18 protein-coding genes are annotated in these 16,207 nt (G+C 70.2%); 13 read left to right on the top strand and 5 right to left on the bottom strand.

Annotation, left to right across the window (positions count from 1 at the left end):
• Window positions 1–39: 39 nt before the first annotated feature.
• From BM430_RS25860 to BM430_RS25840, 5 genes are all read left to right on the top strand, one after another.
• Window positions 40–795 carry a F0F1 ATP synthase subunit A gene (locus BM430_RS25860; RefSeq protein ID WP_093570111.1) on the top strand — a complete coding sequence of 252 codons (756 nt, stop codon included), beginning with the start codon at window positions 40–42 and terminating at the stop codon, window positions 793–795.
• A gap of 131 nt (window positions 796–926) precedes the next feature.
• Window positions 927–1,154 carry a F0F1 ATP synthase subunit C gene (locus BM430_RS25855; protein WP_093570110.1) on the top strand — a complete coding sequence of 76 codons (228 nt, stop codon included), beginning with the start codon at window positions 927–929 and terminating at the stop codon, window positions 1,152–1,154.
• Between the two features lie 197 nt (window positions 1,155–1,351).
• Window positions 1,352–1,918 (top strand): F0F1 ATP synthase subunit B family protein, encoded by a 567-nt coding sequence (locus tag BM430_RS25850; protein ID WP_093570109.1) that lies wholly within the window; start codon window positions 1,352–1,354, stop codon window positions 1,916–1,918.
• Window positions 1,919–1,940: 22 nt separating this feature from the next.
• Window positions 1,941–2,426 (top strand): F0F1 ATP synthase subunit B family protein, encoded by a 486-nt coding sequence (locus tag BM430_RS25845; RefSeq protein WP_093570131.1) that lies wholly within the window; start codon window positions 1,941–1,943, stop codon window positions 2,424–2,426.
• A gap of 253 nt (window positions 2,427–2,679) precedes the next feature.
• Window positions 2,680–2,937 (top strand): DUF6894 family protein, encoded by a 258-nt coding sequence (locus BM430_RS25840; RefSeq protein WP_093570108.1) that lies wholly within the window; start codon window positions 2,680–2,682, stop codon window positions 2,935–2,937.
• Between the two features lie 230 nt (window positions 2,938–3,167).
• Here the strand turns inward: BM430_RS25840 and BM430_RS25835 are convergent, their stop codons facing one another.
• The 3 genes from BM430_RS25835 to BM430_RS25825 all read right to left on the bottom strand — a co-directional run bounded on the left by BM430_RS25835 (window position 3,168) and on the right by BM430_RS25825 (window position 5,374).
• Window positions 3,168–3,683: a transcriptional regulator LdtR gene (locus tag BM430_RS25835; RefSeq protein ID WP_093570107.1), complete on the bottom strand. Its 516-nt coding sequence runs from the start codon at window positions 3,681–3,683 to the stop codon at window positions 3,168–3,170.
• A gap of 174 nt (window positions 3,684–3,857) precedes the next feature.
• Window positions 3,858–4,319 carry a DUF6163 family protein gene (locus tag BM430_RS25830; protein ID WP_093570106.1) on the bottom strand — a complete coding sequence of 154 codons (462 nt, stop codon included), beginning with the start codon at window positions 4,317–4,319 and terminating at the stop codon, window positions 3,858–3,860.
• 2 nt (window positions 4,320–4,321) lie between these two features.
• Window positions 4,322–5,374, bottom strand: a complete 1,053-nt coding sequence (locus BM430_RS25825; protein ID WP_093570105.1) for an enoyl-CoA hydratase/isomerase family protein — start codon at window positions 5,372–5,374, stop codon at window positions 4,322–4,324.
• A gap of 287 nt (window positions 5,375–5,661) precedes the next feature.
• On the opposite strand from BM430_RS25825, the gene hemB reads away from it, so the two are divergent.
• The 6 genes from hemB to BM430_RS25795 all read left to right on the top strand — a co-directional run bounded on the left by hemB (window position 5,662) and on the right by BM430_RS25795 (window position 12,354).
• On the top strand, window positions 5,662–6,711 hold the full coding sequence (hemB, locus tag BM430_RS25820) for a porphobilinogen synthase (RefSeq protein WP_093570104.1): 1,050 nt from the start codon (window positions 5,662–5,664) through the stop codon (window positions 6,709–6,711).
• A 14-nt stretch (window positions 6,712–6,725) separates the two neighbouring features.
• Complete coding sequence (locus BM430_RS25815) at window positions 6,726–7,139, top strand: hypothetical protein (protein ID WP_244539664.1); 414 nt, start codon at window positions 6,726–6,728, stop codon at window positions 7,137–7,139.
• 47 nt (window positions 7,140–7,186) lie between these two features.
• On the top strand, window positions 7,187–8,428 hold the full coding sequence (locus tag BM430_RS25810; RefSeq protein ID WP_093570103.1) for a threonine ammonia-lyase: 1,242 nt from the start codon (window positions 7,187–7,189) through the stop codon (window positions 8,426–8,428).
• A 436-nt stretch (window positions 8,429–8,864) separates the two neighbouring features.
• Entirely contained in the window at window positions 8,865–9,389 is a 525-nt protein-coding gene (locus tag BM430_RS25805) for an RDD family protein (protein WP_093570102.1), read from the top strand.
• 163 nt (window positions 9,390–9,552) lie between these two features.
• Window positions 9,553–10,305: an arginyltransferase gene (locus tag BM430_RS25800; protein WP_093570101.1), complete on the top strand. Its 753-nt coding sequence runs from the start codon at window positions 9,553–9,555 to the stop codon at window positions 10,303–10,305.
• A 156-nt stretch (window positions 10,306–10,461) separates the two neighbouring features.
• A complete protein-coding gene (locus BM430_RS25795; RefSeq protein WP_093570100.1) occupies window positions 10,462–12,354 on the top strand; it encodes an autotransporter domain-containing protein in 1,893 nt (630 codons plus the stop codon).
• A gap of 58 nt (window positions 12,355–12,412) precedes the next feature.
• On the opposite strand, the gene BM430_RS25790 is transcribed toward BM430_RS25795, so the two are convergent.
• The gene (locus BM430_RS25790) at window positions 12,413–12,751 is read right to left on the bottom strand and encodes a hypothetical protein (protein ID WP_244539663.1); all 339 of its coding nucleotides are present in this window, start codon (window positions 12,749–12,751) and stop codon (window positions 12,413–12,415) included.
• 344 nt (window positions 12,752–13,095) lie between these two features.
• Between BM430_RS25790 and purB the strand changes: the two genes are divergently transcribed.
• Both purB and BM430_RS25780 read left to right on the top strand, forming a co-directional pair.
• Window positions 13,096–14,406: an adenylosuccinate lyase gene (purB, locus tag BM430_RS25785; RefSeq protein WP_093570099.1), complete on the top strand. Its 1,311-nt coding sequence runs from the start codon at window positions 13,096–13,098 to the stop codon at window positions 14,404–14,406.
• 517 nt (window positions 14,407–14,923) lie between these two features.
• Entirely contained in the window at window positions 14,924–15,205 is a 282-nt protein-coding gene (locus BM430_RS25780) for a helix-turn-helix domain-containing protein (RefSeq protein WP_093570098.1), read from the top strand.
• Window positions 15,206–15,213: 8 nt separating this feature from the next.
• Here the strand turns inward: BM430_RS25780 and BM430_RS25775 are convergent, their stop codons facing one another.
• Window positions 15,214–16,140, bottom strand: a complete 927-nt coding sequence (locus tag BM430_RS25775) for a dihydrodipicolinate synthase family protein (protein ID WP_093570097.1) — start codon at window positions 16,138–16,140, stop codon at window positions 15,214–15,216.
• Between the last annotated feature and the right edge of the window lie 67 nt (window positions 16,141–16,207).

Genomic DNA, 16,207 nt, shown 5'->3' with positions numbered 1-16,207 from the left:
GAAACCCGCGGCAGCGACACACGAGGGGGCGGGACCGGCATGGCCGTCAAGATGGATCCGATCCACCAGTTCGAGCTGAAGCCGCTGGTTTCGTTCGGGCATATCGGCCACCAGAACATCGCCTTCACCCAGTCGGCGCTGTACATGTTCCTGGCCGTGGGGCTCATCGCGCTCCTGACGATCTGGGCGACGAAGAGCCGCGCGGTGGTGCCGGGCCGGGCGCAGTCCCTGGCCGAGGTGTTCTACGAGTTCATCGGCCAGACGGTGCACCAGTCGGCCGGCCACGGCAGCGAGCGCTTCGTGCCGCTGGTCTTCTCCCTGTTCATGTTCGTGCTGCTGCTGAACCTGTTCGGGATGATCCCCTACGCCTTCGCGGTGACCAGCCACATCATCGTCACCTTCATGCTGGCGCTGGTGGTGATCCTCACCGTGGTGATCTACGGCTTCATGGCCCACGGCACCCACTTCCTCGGGCTGTTCGTGCCCCCCGGCGTGCCGGGCTGGCTCAAGCCGCTGATCGTGATGATCGAGGTCGTGTCGTTCATCTCCCGGCCGATCAGCCTCTCGGTCCGTCTCTTCGCCAACGTGCTGGCGGGCCACATCGCGCTCAAGATCTTCGCGGGCTTCGTCCCGGCCCTCCTCGCCGCCGGCGTCTGGGGCATCCTCTCGCCCCTGCCCCTCGCCCTCTCGGTCGCCGTCACGGCCCTCGAGATGCTGGTCGCGGTGCTGCAGGCCTACGTCTTCGCGACGCTGACCTCGATCTACCTCAGCGACGCCCTGCATCCGGGCCACTAAAGGCGGCAGGGGCCTCGACGAGGCCCCGCCCCTTCGCCCGCGATCAGACTCCCAGAGCTTCCCACCCCGGTTCGCCGTGTCGCGGCCGGATACCACCCGCCAGACGACTAGACGACCTTAGGAGCATCACGATGGATCCCGTTGCTGCGAAGTACATCGGCGCCGGCCTCGCCTGCCTCGGCATGGCGGGCGCCGCCGTGGGCCTCGGCAACCTGTTCGGCCAGTTCTTCGCCGGCGCCCTGCGCAACCCCTCCGCGGCCGACAGCCAGCGCCCCAACCTGCTCCTCGGCTTCGCGCTGACCGAGGCGCTGGGCATCTTCTCGCTGCTCGTCGCGCTGCTGCTGCTGTTCGCCGTCTGATTTCGGCGAGGATTGCCTGACAAGAGGTGGTCCACCCCGCGCACCGGGCTTCACACGAGGCTCCGGTGCGCGTGCGTTAAGGGCCACCGCCACCACTTCGTGCAGCCGCCGCTCCTGCTGAGGTGCGGTGGCCAGACGGCCGGCCCGGCCGAGCGCTCGGCGGGAGCGCTTCGTCTCCCCCACACCCGGACGACACCATGGCGCAGCCACATGCACCCGCCCCCCTGAAGGAGGGGCTGATTCACGAGCCGGCCTCCGAGCACGGCGGCGGCTTTCCGCCGTTCGAGAGCAGCACCTTCGTCGCGCAGATCATCTGGCTCGCGCTCGCCTTCGGCCTGCTCTACTACCTGATGTCGAAGATCGCGCTGCCGCAGATCGCCGGCATCCTGCACGACCGGCAGACCCGGCTCTCCGGCGACCTCGACCAGGCCGCCCGCGCCAAGTCCGAGGCCGACGGCGCCCGCGACACCTACGAGCGCGCCCTCAAGGACGCCCAGTCCAAGGCCAAGGGCATCGCCCAGACCACCCGCGAGCAGCTCGCCGCCGAGGCCGAGACGCGCCGCAAGTCCCTTGAGGCCGACCTGGCGGTGAAGCTCGCCGAGGCCGAGACCCAGATCCGCACCCGCACCGCGACCGCGATGGGCAGCGTGCGCGAGGTGGCCGCCGACGCCGCGACCGCGATCGTCGAGCGCCTGACCGGCCAGGCGCCGGACCGCGCCGCCGTCGAGGCGGCGTACGACCGCACCGCCCAGACCGTGCACTGAGCCGCAGGGGATCAACGACATGCTGTTCGATGCGGAATTCTGGGTCGCGGTCGCCTTCGTGGTGTTCTGCGGCATCGCCTGGAAAGCGGGCGTGTTCGACCAGATCATCGGCGGGCTCGACAAGCGCGGCGCCCGCGTGCGCAAGGAGCTCGAGGAGGCGAGGCGCCTGCGCGAGGAGGCCGAGGCCGTCCTGGCGGATTACAAGCGCCGCCGCTCGGATGCCGAGCGCGAGGCCGCCGAGATCGTCGCCAATGCCCGTGCGGAGGCCGAGGCCGCCGCCGCCGAGGGCCATGCCCGCCTGAACGAGTTCGTCGCCCGCCGCACCAAGGCGGCGGAGACCAAGATCGCCCAGGCCGAGGCCCAGGCCGCCGCCGAGGTGCGGGCCGCCGCGGCGGAAGCCGCCGTGCGGGTCTCCGAGACGATCCTGCGGGAGAAGGTCAGCGGCGACGCCGCCCAGGACCTGGTCCGCCGCAGCCTCGGCGAGGTGCGGACCCGTCTGCGGGCCTGATCGCCAGCGACAATCCGGCAACACTCCTGAGAGCCGCCTTCGGGCGGCTTTCTTATTGGGCGAAAGCGAAAGCCCATTTTCGTCATGCCGCAAAGTTCTCACTTGCGGTTCGAGGAATTAATTCAAGATATAGCGACAATCTTGCTTCCCGGCGGCGCTGAAGATGCGCGGTTTTTACAGGTTTGTGACAAGAGGATCGCCGGCTGCCATTTTCTGTGGCATGAGTAGCGGCCGAATCGCCGTCGAGCCCGTGATGACCGTCTACTATTTCCACTTCCAGTCTGGCCGCCGCCTGATCATCGACCCCGAGGGCGTCGAGTTGCGGAGCGCGGCCGATGCGCTGGAAGTGGCGGCGAAGCTCGCGGCCGGCCTGCTCGACGATCGTGAGGTCGCCTGCGACTGGAGGCGCAGCGCCTTCCGGGTCGAGGACCAGCACCAGCGCCCCGTCTTCCGCCTGCCGATGACGACGGTGCGGGCCCGGGAGAACCGCAGCCGGGCGCTGCTGAATTAGGGTGCGGGGTGGCGGAAGATTGACGTCGGAAGCCCGACGCTGATGCCCTCGGCGTCATCCCGGGGCCGCGCAGCGGAACCCGGGATCCATAAACGCCGACGAAGCAGAACGGGGCTGAACCCGGTCCGCTTCGTCCTGGACGATCGGCGTTGATGGATCCCGGGTTCCGCTTTCGCGGCCCCGGGATGACGCCGAGATAGGCCCGCCCGTCCGCTTGATCGAACGGCCCCTCACAGCCGGTAGCGGATCTGGTCGGTCCAGAAGCGCTCGAGCCGGGCCAGCGCCGTGTTGAGGCGGCCGAAATCGTCCTCGGAGATGCCGCCGATCGGCTGGATCGTCTTGGCGTGCTTGTCGTAGAGCCCGCGGACGATCTCGTGCACCTCGCGGCCCTTGTCGGTGAGGCTGATGCGGACCGAGCGGCGGTCGGTCTTCGAACGGGCGTGGTGCAGGTAGCCGGTCTCGACCAGCTTCTTGACGTTGTACGACACGTTCGAGCCGAGGTAGTAGCCGCGGGTGCGCAGCTCGCTCGCGGTCAGCTCCTTGTCGCCGATGTTGTAGAGCAGCAGGGCCTGGACGCTGTTGACGTCCTCGCGGCCGCGGCGCTCGAACTCGTCCTTGATCACGTCGAGGAGGCGGCGGTGCAGGCGCTCCACCAGGTGGAGGGCCTCGAGGTAGTGGGGGCGCACCGCGGTCTCGGTCTCGGGAGCGGAGATCGTCTGCGCCACCTTCGTCGCCTGGGTCTTCATCGGAACGCCTCACTCTGTACGGGGGTGCTCGGCGGTGTCGTCCCGCTCCGCTTATGAGTTCAAATTAGGCGCGCCCCGTGAATGTGAGTTTAAACGACAGGATAAATTCTCGATTTACCTCTGTCGGTAAACCGAAGATGAACCAGATCGTTCACTTTCGAGAAAGGTTGAGGATCAGCGTAGTTCGCGCGAGGCCAACCAGGAGACCGTGAAGTAGACCAGGATGATCATGCTGTCGAAGGCGAGGCTCGGAATCGACATCGGCAGCAGCTGCGGGGTGAGCAGCGCGAGCACGATCGCCGAGGTGGCGGCGAGCAGCCAGACCACCCCGCCCCAGGCGGTGGCGAGCCACAGGCCTACCGCCGCCAGCAGGTTGATGACGCCGAAATAGACGATCACCGCCTGCCGGCCGATCGGCGCGGTCTCGAACGGCGCGGCGTTGGGGCGGGCGCCGAGGATCTCGGCCCAGGCGCTCAGGCCCTTGACCATCCAGACCACCGCGACGACCCGCATCAGCCAGACCAGGACCACGTCCCAGCGCGTCTCGGGCCGCGGCGGCCGGCGCTCGATGCGGTCGGCCGCCTCGTCGATCCCGGCCCGCCGCGGACCGCCCCGGACCTTGCTCAAGGAGCGCATGGTCAGGTGAAGCTCGGCTCGCCGGGCATCGGCGCGAAATGGGCCTCGATGTCGGAGGCCTGCACCGCCTCCAGGGTGGCGGGCCGCCAGTCCGGCTTCCCGTCGCGGTCGATCAAGACCGAGCGCACGCCCTCGTAGAAGTCGTGCCCGCGCAGGATCCGGCACAGGATGCGGTATTCGAGCTGCATCGCCTGCGGGAAGGACAGGGAGGCGCCGCGGCGCATCTGGGCGAGCGCCAGGGTCAGGCTGGTCGGCGAGCGGGTGCGGATCGTCGCGGCGGATTTCCGCGCGAAGTCGGACCCGGCGGCGTCGAGCCGCGCCAGCACTTGCCCGACGCTGTCGGCCGAGAAGCAGGATTCGATCAGCGCCCGCTCGGCGTGGAGCGGGCCGGGGGCCGGCGCGTCGTGGTGGCCGATCGCCGCCTCGACCGGGCCGCCCTCGCTCAGCGCGTCGCGGATCGCGTCGAAGCGCGCGGCGGGTGCGGCGTGGCTGCCGAGCCCGAAGGCCAGCACGTCGCCCTGGCCGATCCGCTCGCCGGTGAGCGCCAGATAGGTGCCGACGAAGCCCGGCAGCCGCGGCAGGGCGTAGGTGGCGCCGACATCGGGGAAGAAGCCGATCCCGGTCTCGGGCATCGCGAAGGCCGTGCGCTCGGCCGCGACCCGGTGCGAGCCGTGCAGCGACACGCCGACGCCGCCGCCCATCACGATGCCGTCGATCAGCGCGACGTAGGGCTTCGGATAGCGCTGGATCAGGGCGTTGAGCTCGTATTCCTCGCGGAAGAAGGTCTGGGCTTCCTCGAATTTCCCGGCGCTCCCCTCCTCGTGGATGCGGCGGATGTCGCCGCCGGCGCAGAAGGCACGCTCGCCGGCGCCCTGCACCACCACCCGGGTCACCGCAGGATCCGCCGCCCAGGCGTCCAGGGCGGCACGCATCGCGCGCACCATCTCGAGGGTGAGGGCGTTGAGGGCTTTCGGCCGGTTGAGGGTGATGAATCCGGCGGCGCCCCGCCGCTCGCACAGAACCGCGCCGTCCGCCGTCACGCCCGCTTCGCTCATGATGCACCCTCCCGGTTCGTGCACCTCACGCAAGTCCCGCTGCTCCGACGCCGCCGCGGCGAGCGACGACGGTGATCGGGAGTTTCGTGAGAGACACTTAATGGCGGTTAACCGGGTGCCGCCCGCCGCGTCAACGGCGCGGGACGACGCGAAGCCGTTCGCGAGACCCTGCCATGCACCTCCGCCCGGGTTCTGGCGCCGCCCGGTTTGTGCTACCTCCGGATTGGACGAATTCCACGAAGAACAGGCCCGGCGCGAAGGCGGGCCGCGAGGAGGCCCGACCCCGGATGTCGCAGATCCAGCCGATGCCCCGGCCGCTGGCCCGGGAAGCCGCCCGGACCGAGCCGGCCTCCCTCGGGCTCACCCAGCGCCCGCGGCGCAACCGCAAGGCCGAGTGGTCGCGCCGCCTGGTGCGCGAGACCACGCTCACCGTCGACGACCTGATCTGGCCGATCTTCCTGATCGAGGGCGAGAACCGGCGCGTGCCGGTTGCCTCGATGCCGGGCGTCGAGCGCCTGACCGTCGACGAGGCGGTGCGGGCGGCCGAGCGGGCCGCGTCCTTGCGCATCCCGGCGATCTCGTTCTTCCCCTTCGTCGAGCCTGCTTTACGCGACGCGACGGGCTCCGAGGCGCTCAACCGCAACAACCTGGTCTGCCGCGCCGTGCGGGCGGTGAAGAAGGCGGTGCCGGAGATCGGAATCATCACCGACGTCGCCCTCGATCCCTATACCAGCCACGGCCATGACGGCCTCCTGGAGGACGGGGTGATCGTCAATGACGAGACGGTGGCGCTCCTCGTCGAGCAGAGCCTGATCCAGGCCGAGGCCGGCACCGACGTCATCGCCCCCTCCGACATGATGGACGGGCGGGTCGGCGCGATCCGGGCCGGGCTCGACCGGGCCGGCCATCGCGACGTGCAGATCATGACCTACGCGGCGAAGTACGCCAGCGCCTTCTACGGCCCGTTCCGCGACGCGATCGGCACCAACGCCACTTTGGTCGGCGACAAGCGCACCTACCAGATGGATGCCGGCAACACCGACGAGGCCCTGCGCGAGGTCGCCCTCGACCTCGACGAGGGCGCCGATTCGGTGATGGTCAAGCCGGGCATGCCGTATCTCGACGTGATCCGCCGGGTGAAGGAGAGTTTTTCCGTCCCCACCTTCGCCTACCAGGTCTCGGGCGAGTACGCGATGATCGCAGCGGCGGCCCAGAACGGCTGGCTCGACGGCGAGCGCGCCATGATGGAGAGCCTCGCCGCCTTCAAGCGCGCCGGCGCCGACGGCGTCTTCACCTACTTCGCCCCGCGGGTCGCCGAGCGGCTGCGGCAAGGGTGAGACGGACAGGACGGGTGAACCCAGGCTCCCGCGCGAGGCCTGCGGGCCTCGCCGCCCGCCTGCTCCTCGCCGGTCCCCTTGCCGGTCTCCTGGGCCTCGGCGCCTGCGCGGGCACGCCCGATGCCGAGCAGGCCCGGATCTGCCGGCGCGCCCTGCCGACCCTGGTGCCGGCGGGCGCCCGCGTGGCGGTGCTGCGCGAGGCCGCCGGGCCGCAGGAGCGCAGCATCCGCATCGACTTCTCGCAGGAGCGCGAGGGCCGCAGCCCGCTGCCGCGCTACGCAGTCTGCGAGTTTTCCGGGTTGAGCCGCACCGACCTCTCGGGGCTCACGAGCGACCGCGGCCCGGTCGGCGGCGCGGCGCTCTACCTGCTGAAGCACTACTACCTCGACACGCCGGACGCGGCGCTCGCCGAGCCGGGAGCGGGCTGACGCGGACCCACGCGGGCTCTACACTGCCGACACCCGGAGAGTCGCGCTTGAGCCAGCCCTACGCCATCACCCCGGACGACGTCGTCCGGGCCGCCCACACCATCCGCGGCCACGTGCTGCGCACGCCGCTGGTGCCGGCGCCGCGCCTCTCGGAGCTGACCGGCGCGCGCGTCCTCGTCAAGCACGAGAACATGCAGGCGACCGGCGCCTTCAAGGAGCGCGGCGCGGTCAACCGCCTGAGCGCCCTCTCGGCCTCCGAGCGACGCCGCGGCGTGGTGGCGATGTCGGCCGGCAACCACGCCCAGGCGGTGGCCTATCACGCGCGCCGCCTCGGCATCCCGGCCACCATCGTGATGCCGGCGACGACCCCGCTGGTGAAGGTCGAGAACACCCGCGCTCACGGCGCCACGGTCGTCCTGGAGGGCGAGACCCTGGTCGAATCGGCCGCGGCGGTCGACCGGCTGGTCGAGGCGCACGGCTTCGTGCTGGTCCACCCCTACGACGACCCCCTGGTGATGGCCGGCCAGGGCACGATCGCCCTCGAGATGCTGGAGGATGCGCCCGACCTCGATTGCCTCGTCGTGCCGATCGGCGGCGGCGGGCTGATGAGCGGCATCGCGGTCGGCGCGAGCCTGCGGCCGCGGGTGGCGCTCACCGGGGTCCAAGCCGCGCTCTACCCCTCCTTCCTCAACGCCATCGACGGGCAGGAGCGGCCGATCGGCGGCCCGACGCTCGCCGAGGGCATCGCCGTCAAGACTGTCGGCCGCCTGACCCTGCCGATCATCCGCGACCTCGTGCGCGAGATTGTCCTCGTCGACGAGCCGCAGATCGAGCGGGCGGTGCACGACTACGCCACGCTCCAGCGCAGCCTCGCCGAGGGCGCGGGCGCCGCCGGCCTCGCGGCCCTGCTCGCCCGGCCCGATCTCTTCGCCGGCCGCACCGTGGGCCTGGTGCTGTGCGGCGGCAACATCGACGCGCGGCTCCTCGCCTCCGTGATGGTGCGCGAACTGGAGCGCGAGGACCGCATCATCTCGTTCCGGATGACCGCGAGCGACCGGCCCGGCGTGCTCGGCCGGGTCGCCGGGCGGCTGGGCGAGTTGGGGGCCAACATCCTGGAGGTCTCGCACGGCCGCCTCCACCTCGACGTGCCGGCGAAGAGCGTCTCGATCGACGTGACGATCGAGACGCGCGGACCCGGCCACACCGCCGAGATCCTCGACACGTTGAGCCGCGAGGGGCTGGAGCCGCGGCGGATCGGGCCGAATGGCACCGGGACGATGGGTGGATAGGAACCGGGATAGCTGAGAACCTGTTTGAATTGCAAATACAATACAGCGAGGAATTATTTAGTCCACATGCGACCTCATCCTGAGGTGCGAGCGAAGCGAGCCTTGAAGGAGGCATCCAGTTCTCTCAGAGACTTCTGGAGACCTCCTTCGAGGTCAGTCGATCTCCGATCGACTGGCACCTCAGGATGAGGTTGTGGGCAGGACAAACCTTGCCGATCTGTCGAGCAGGCTCTCACACATCGCGCCATACTCCTCAGGGTGAGACCGCGGGCGAGCGGCGCTGGACCGAATCGGCAAGAGAGCGGAACAGCGGGAGGTTCGACGGTCGCCGCATTCCGGCCAGGGGCGCAGAGATCGAGTCCCGGACATCGGCCCTTGAGCCGCCGCCCCGCCACGCCCACCTTACCCAGCGGGCGATACGGCGGAGACGGACGCGATGGCGAATTCCTGGCAGAACGGTCCCTATCAGGGTGGACCCTACCAACCCGGCTACGGCGGTCCCCTGCCCCCGTCCGGCCCCGGCTGGGCCGGGCCGCCGGTGCTGGTGGCGCACGGCTCGCTGTCGCGGCGCTTCATTGCCTACCTGCTCGACATCCTGTTCATCTTCGGCTTCAGCTGCCTCCTGTGGCTGGCGATCTCGCTCCTCGGGGTCATCACCTTCGGGGTTGGCTGGGCGCTCTACGCGATCCTGCCGGCGAGCGGCATCCTCTACAGCGCGATCACCGTCGGCGGCCCGCGCCAGAGCACGCTGGGCATGCGGATGATGGGCCTGCGGGCGGTGCGGGCGACGACCGGCGGGCCGATCGACTGGATCACCGCCGGCGTGCACGCGCTGCTGTTCTACGTCGCGCTGTCGACCTTCCTGCTCTGGGTGCTCGACATCGGCATCGGCGTGCTGCGGGCCGACCGGCGCATGGGCCACGACCTCGTCCTCGACCTCGCGGTCGTCCGCGAGGCGTGAGGGACGCGAGAGCGCACCCCAGGGCTGCAACCTTCGGCCCCCGTCGCGCTTAATTGTCAGGATTTTTCGCCGGCGCGGCCCGCCCCTGTTGAGGCGGGCCGCGCCGGTGCTATCCTGGCCTTCCCGGCGCCGCGCCGGTCCCTGCCTGCGAGAACACCGAAGCGTGACCAGCCATCCGCGGGACGCACCGCAGTTCTACCTCACGGCGCCCTCGCCGTGCCCCTACCTGCCCGGGCAGCAGGAGCGGAAGGTCTTCACGCATCTCGTCGGCCGGCGTGCCCGCGACCTCAACGAGATCCTGACGCAGGGCGGCTTTCGCCGCTCGCAGACCATCGCCTACCGGCCGGCCTGCGAGACTTGCCGCGCCTGCATCTCGGTGCGGGTGGTGGTGGACGACTTTTTGCCCAGCGACAGCCAGCGCCGGGTGCTGAAGCGCAATCGCGACCTCGTCGGCCAGGCCCAGGCCAACCGCCCGGCCTCGGAGCAATACGCGCTATTTCGCCGCTACCTCGACGCACGCCACGGCGACGGCGGCATGGTCGACATGACGGTGCTCGACTACGCCATGATGGTCGAGGACAGCCACGTCGAGACCCACCTCGTGGTCTACCGCAAGCGCGGGCCCGACACCGCGATCAACGGCCGCGGCACCGGCGCGCCGGTCGCCGTCTGCCTCACCGATGTGCTCTCCGACGGGCTGTCGATGGTCTATTCCTTCTACGATCCCGTCGAGGCCGAGCGCTCGCTCGGCACCTTCATGATCCTCGACCACATCGAGCGCGCCCGCAGCCTCGGCCTGCCCTACCTCTATCTCGGCTACTGGGTCGAGGGGTCGCGCAAGATGCAGTACAAGGCGAAGTTCACCCCCCAGGAACGGCTGATGCCGAACGGCTGGGCCCGGGTGGAGGAGGCCTGATCCTGAGGGACTGTCGCGGCCGGGTCACAGGCCGGCCGCCTCGTCTTGTCTGAATTGTAACCCGGCCGTCAGACGCTTGACCCGACCGGTCCCGGCCTGCCCCATTGTGGCCCAAAAGCGGCGCGGCGACGCCGCAGGACCTTTGGGGGAAACGACATGACGACGGGTTTCGGACGCCTGCGGCGCGCGGGCATGGCGGCCTCGTTCCTCGCCGGCACGGCTCTGGCGGGCGCGCAGGGTGCGGCCGCGCAGGCGGTGACGGGGCTCACGGTCTTCGGCGACAGCTACGCCGATACCGGCAACGTCGTGCGCCTCACCGGCCGGCCCCTCGGCTTTCCCTACGTGAACGGCCGCTACTCCAACGGGGTCAACTTCGTCGACGGCCTGCAGGCGATCTACGGCCTGCCCGATTCCGCCGTGACCAACTACGCCGTCGGCGGCGCCCAGACCGGCACCGGCAATGTCGGCTCGAGCCTGCTGCCGGGCCTGACCCAGGAGGTGGCGGCGTTCCTGGCGAGCGGCCAGCGCCTCGGCCCCGGCAGCCTCGTCGCCATCAACATCGGCGGCAATGACGGCATCGGCGCCGCGCTCTCCGGGCTCACCACCGCCCAGGCGCCGCTCCTCGGCCGGGCCTCGGCGGCGAATGCCGTCGGCAGCGTCGGCCAGCTCGTCGGCGCGGGTGCCGGCACGATCGTGTTCAACGGCTTCACCACGCTCAACGGCCTGCCGCGGGTCGCGGCCTCCGGCAACGCCGCGGCCGCCGACCTCTTCTCCCGCACCTACTTCGACGGGTTGCAGGCAGGGCTGGCGCCCTATTCGGCCGCCGGCACCCGGATCTTCCTCCTCGACAACGGCCAGATCTTCCAGCGCATCATCGCCGATCCGGGCCGCTACGGCTTCACCAACACCAGCACGCCCTGCGCGCTCGTCGCCGCCTGTGCCACCGCCCCGAAGGCGGTGCAGAACACCTTCCTCTCCCTCGACGGGGTGCACCTGACCGAGGGCGGCTACCTCGTGCTGTCGCGCTACATGGCGAACGCGCTCGCCGCGCCGAACGGCATCGCCGCCCAGGCCGAGCTCGGCCAGATCGGCACGACGAGCTTCGCCGGCGCCCTGCTTCAGCGCCTCGACGCCTACCGGCTCTTCGCGCCCCTGCCCGGCGAGGCGACGGGCGCGCTCGGTGTCACCGGCGTCGCGCCGCTCGGCGCGCCGGCAAGCCCGCTGATCGTGTGGGGCCAGGGCGGGTACGCCGGCGGCAGCCGGGCGACACGGGGCTTTTCCACCGGCTACGACTACGACAGCCCGAGCGGCGCGATCGGAATCGAGGCGACGCCCACCCCGGGCGTGCGCTTCGGCGTCGCCTTCAACTACGCCAACCCGCACGCGAACCTCCGCGGCGGCGCCGGCACGATCGACGTCGACAGCTACGGCTTCGCCGCCTACGGCTCGTTCACCGGAACCAACCTGTTCGCCGACGCGGTCCTGGCCTATGGCCGCCACGACTATTCCGTGACCCGGCCCGGCGTGATCGACCCGCTGAACGGCGCGACCGGCGGCGACAGCGTCGCGGTGGCGGCGAAGGCGGGCTACCTGTTCGATATCGTCGGGCCGGTGCGCCTCGGGCCGATCGTCGGCCTCACCTACGCCACCACGCGGGTCGGCGCCTATACCGAGCGGGGCGACCCGGTGCTGACGCAGGCCGTCGGCGCCACCGGGATCGAGTCGCTGGTCGGCCGGGCCGGCCTGCAGCTGCGCGCCGCGCCCTTCAGCCTCGTCGGCCTGCCGGTGCGGGCCTTCGTCAACGTCACCGCCGAGCACGAATTCCTGGATGGCGGCCGCACGTTGGTGACCTCCCTCACCTCGACCCCGCTGCTGCCGATCCTGACCCCGCTCGGCCGGGCTGCGCGCGGCACCTACGGCCTCGTCGAGGCGGGGCTTTCCGCCGACGTGACGCCGGGGGTGAGCCTAACCTTGACGGGCGGCACCACCTTCGCCCGCACGGGCGGGGACGGCTACGCGGTGAATGGCGGGCTGACCCTGCGGTTCTAGATCGTCCCGATCCCGGGCTCGCCGCAGCGGGACCCGGGATTCGGATCTCCGTGCGGCCTTAACCGCAGACGCGCACGCGCCGGTAATAGATGTTGCCGAAATCGTCGCGGGCCCGGCGGCGCTGGATCCAACAATCCCGGGCCGGCGCGTAGTAGACGCGGCGGTAGCCGTAGGCCGGATAGCCGTAAGCGGGGTAGGGATAAGCGTAGCGCGGCTGCGCCGCCGCCGCGGCGGCGAGCCCGCCCAGGGCCAGACCGCCGATGATGCCGGCCGCGATGGCCCCGCCGTCGCGAGCCTGCGCAGGCGCGGCCTGCAGGCCGATCAGCGGAAGGACCGCCGCGGCCGCGATCACGCACTTGCGCAGCGACGCTGCGCCGGACGACAGTCGATCCACCATTTCGAGCCCCGATCCGATGTTGTTCTTGCCACTTGGACGACATCCAACTGGACGACATCGGCAGAATGCGGCCCGGCCTTGAAGGCCCGCCTGCGGATCCGGCTAAAATTTTAGCGACCGCACCTGAAAGTTGAGGATGGGACAAAAACCGCGGGCATTCGCCCCGCGGTCGGTGCCCCGGAAGGCATCGGGGGTGATCGCGGCCCAGGAGATCCCGGACGGGATCCCGGACGAGACGCCGAGCCGTCGAGGAGCGCGACCCCCTCCCCTTTCTTGCCTTCTCGCCCCGCATCCCATAGCCGTCGCGGCATCCCAATCTCGCCCTTCACGCAGGAGCCCCGACGATGATCCCCCGCTACAGCCGGCCCGAGATGACGGCGATCTGGTCGCCGGAAACGCGTTTCCGGATCTGGTTCGAGATCGAGGCCCATGCCACCACGGCCCTGGCCGAGCTCGGCGTCGTGCCGAAGGAGGCCGCCGCCAAGGTGTGGGAGAAGGGCCGCGACGCGGTGTTCGACGTCGCGCGCATCGACGAGATCGAGCGCGTCACCAAGCACGACGTGATCGCCTTCCTGACACACCTCGCCGAGATCGTCGGGCCCGAGGCGCGCTTCGTCCACCAGGGCATGACCTCGTCGGACGTGCTCGACACCTGCCTCAACGTGCAGCTCGTCCGCGCCGCGGACCTGCTCATCGCCGACATCGACGGGCTGCTGGCCGCGCTCAAGCGCCGGGCCTTCGAGCACAAGCTGACCCCGACCATCGGCCGCTCGCACGGCATCCACGCCGAGCCGGTCACCTTCGGGCTCAAGCTCGCCCAGGCCTATGCCGAGTTCGAGCGCGCCCGGGCCCGCCTGATCGCGGCCCGCGCCGAGGTCGCGACCTGCGCCATCTCGGGCGCGGTCGGCACCTTCGCCAACATCGACCCGCGGGTCGAGGAATACGTCGCCGAGAAGATGGGGCTGACGCCTGAGCCGGTCTCGACGCAGGTCATCCCGCGCGACCGCCACGCGATGTTCTTCGCGGTGCTCGGCGTCGTCGCCTCGTCGATCGAGCGGCTGGCGATCGAGGTGCGCCACCTGCAGCGCACCGAGGTGCTGGAGGCGGAAGAGTACTTCTCCGAGGGCCAGAAGGGCTCCTCGGCGATGCCGCACAAGCGCAACCCGGTGCTGACCGAGAACCTGACGGGTCTCGCCCGCATGGTGCGGTCCTACGCGCTACCGGCGATGGAGAACGTGGCGCTCTGGCACGAACGCGACATCTCGCACTCCTCGGTCGAGCGGATGATCGGCCCGGACGCCACCGTCACCCTCGACTTCGCGCTCGCCCGCCTCACCGGCGTCGTCGACAAGCTGCTCGTCTACCCCGAGCAGATGCAGCGCAACCTCGACCGGCTCGGCGGCCTCGTCCACTCGCAGCGGGTGCTGCTGGCGCTCACCCAGGCCGGCGTGTCGCGCGAGGACGCCTACCGGCTGGTCCAGCGCAACGCGATGCCGGTCTGGCGCGGCGAGGGCGACTTCCTCACCCTGCTTCAGGCCGACCGCGAGGTGACCGCGGCCTTGAAGCCCGAGGCGATCGCCGAGTGCTTCGACCTCGGCTACCACTTGAAGCACGTCGATACGATCTTCCGACGGGTGTTCGGCTCGGAGAAGTGAGCGGAAGGGTCGGGCGCCCGGCCACGGGACGGACCTGCGGAAGAGGCGGGACAGGTAGTCCCTCGTGCCAGATTTCGGTTGTCCCACCCTCGACCTCATCCTGAGGTGCCGGCCGATCGAAGATCGGTCGGCCTCGAAGGAGGGCTCCAGTGATCTCCGGGACGTCTAGAGGCCTCCTTCGAGGCTTCGCGATCTTCGATCGCTCCACACCTCGGAGCCTCTTTGAGCGGTTTCGCCGAACGATCTGTACACAGGCCGACATCTCTCGACGTCGTCCCGGGGCTCGCCGGAGGCGAGAACCCGGGATCCATAACCGCTGACGGTGCAGGGTGAAGCGAAACGCGTTCCGACGTCTTCTGCGTCGTCAGCGATTATGGATCCCGGGTTCCGCTCCGCGGCCCCGGGATGACATCGAGGGGTTCAATGCGGTCGGCCAACTCAAACAAGCTCTCAGGATGAGGTCGAGGGAGGGACACCGCGCCAGCCTTGGACCGTCCGATGTTCGTGGAGACACGACATGACGAACGAGACATTCGCGAACGTCTTCGACACCCTGACCGACGATCCGGTGGAGGCCGCGAACATGACTGCACGGGCGGACCTGCTGCTCCAGATCCGCGAGCGGATCCGGAGCTGGGATCTACCCCAGGAACAGGCCGCAGCCAGATTGCACCTGACCCGCCCGCGGCTCAACGAGCTGATGCGCGGCAAGCTCGACACATTCTCGCTCGACGCGCTGGTCAACATCGCGACCGCCGCGGGCTTCGTCCTGCGCATCCACCTGGAGGATGCCGCCTGACGGCATCGTCAGACCCGCGCCCGCGGGTCGTGCCGGCCCAACCGCTCCAGCAAAAAGTCCACCTCGGCCTTCGCCGTCGCCGACAGGCCGGCCCCCGGCTTGCGCTGGGCATCCGAGGCCAGGATGCCGCGGCGCATCATCACGTATTTGCGCACCGCCAGCCCCAGGCCCGGCTGCTGCTCGTAGCGCAGGAGCGGCAGGTGGGCGTCGAAGATGTCGTGGGCGCGCTCGCGCTCGCCGGCGACTGAGAGCCGAACTACGTCGACCAGCATCTCCGGGAAGGCGTAGCCGGTATTGGCGCCGTCGGCGCCGCGCTCGCACTCGAAATCGAGGAACAGGCCGCCATTGCCGCACAGGATCGAGATCGGCCGCAGCGAGCCGTCGCGCTGGAAGGCGCGCAGGGCGGAGATCTTCTCCAGCCCCGGCCAGTCCTCGTGCTTGAGCATCACGCAGTTCGGGTTGTCGGTGACGATGCGGCGGATCACGGCGGGCGTCATCACCACGCTCAGGGTGAGCGGGTAGTCCTGGATCACGAACGGCACGTCGGGCCCGATCACCTCGGCGGCCTGGGCGTAGTAGCCGACGATCTGGTCGTCGGTGCGCAGGGACGGCGGCGGGGCGATCATCACGGCCGCCGCACCCGCATCCATCACCGCGCGGGTGAGCGAGCCCATCGCGGCAAAGCCCGGGGCCGAGACGCCGATGACGACCGGCAGCTTCGTGCGCCGGATCACCCGCGAGGCCACGGCCACCGCTTCCGCGCCGTCAAGCTTGGGCGCCTCGCCCATGATGCCGAGTACGGTGAGGCCGGTCGCGCCGATCTCGCCGTAGAAATCGGTCATCTTGTCGACCGAGGCCTCGTCGATGCGGCCGTCCGGGTGGAACGGGGTCGGGGCGATGGGGAAGACGCCCTTCGCGTCGGGGGTGAGCCGCATGTCGGTTCCTCTCGTGTTCGCCGGACGATAGGTCGTGGGCGCGGCCAAGCGCAACCGCCGCGCGCGC

The sequence above is a fragment of the Methylobacterium sp. 174MFSha1.1 genome (genome assembly GCF_900116815.1).
GTDB lineage: Bacteria > Pseudomonadota > Alphaproteobacteria > Rhizobiales > Beijerinckiaceae > Methylobacterium.
The sequence above is the reverse complement of the archived record's forward strand: the minus strand, read 5'-3'. Positions and strand labels throughout refer to the sequence as shown.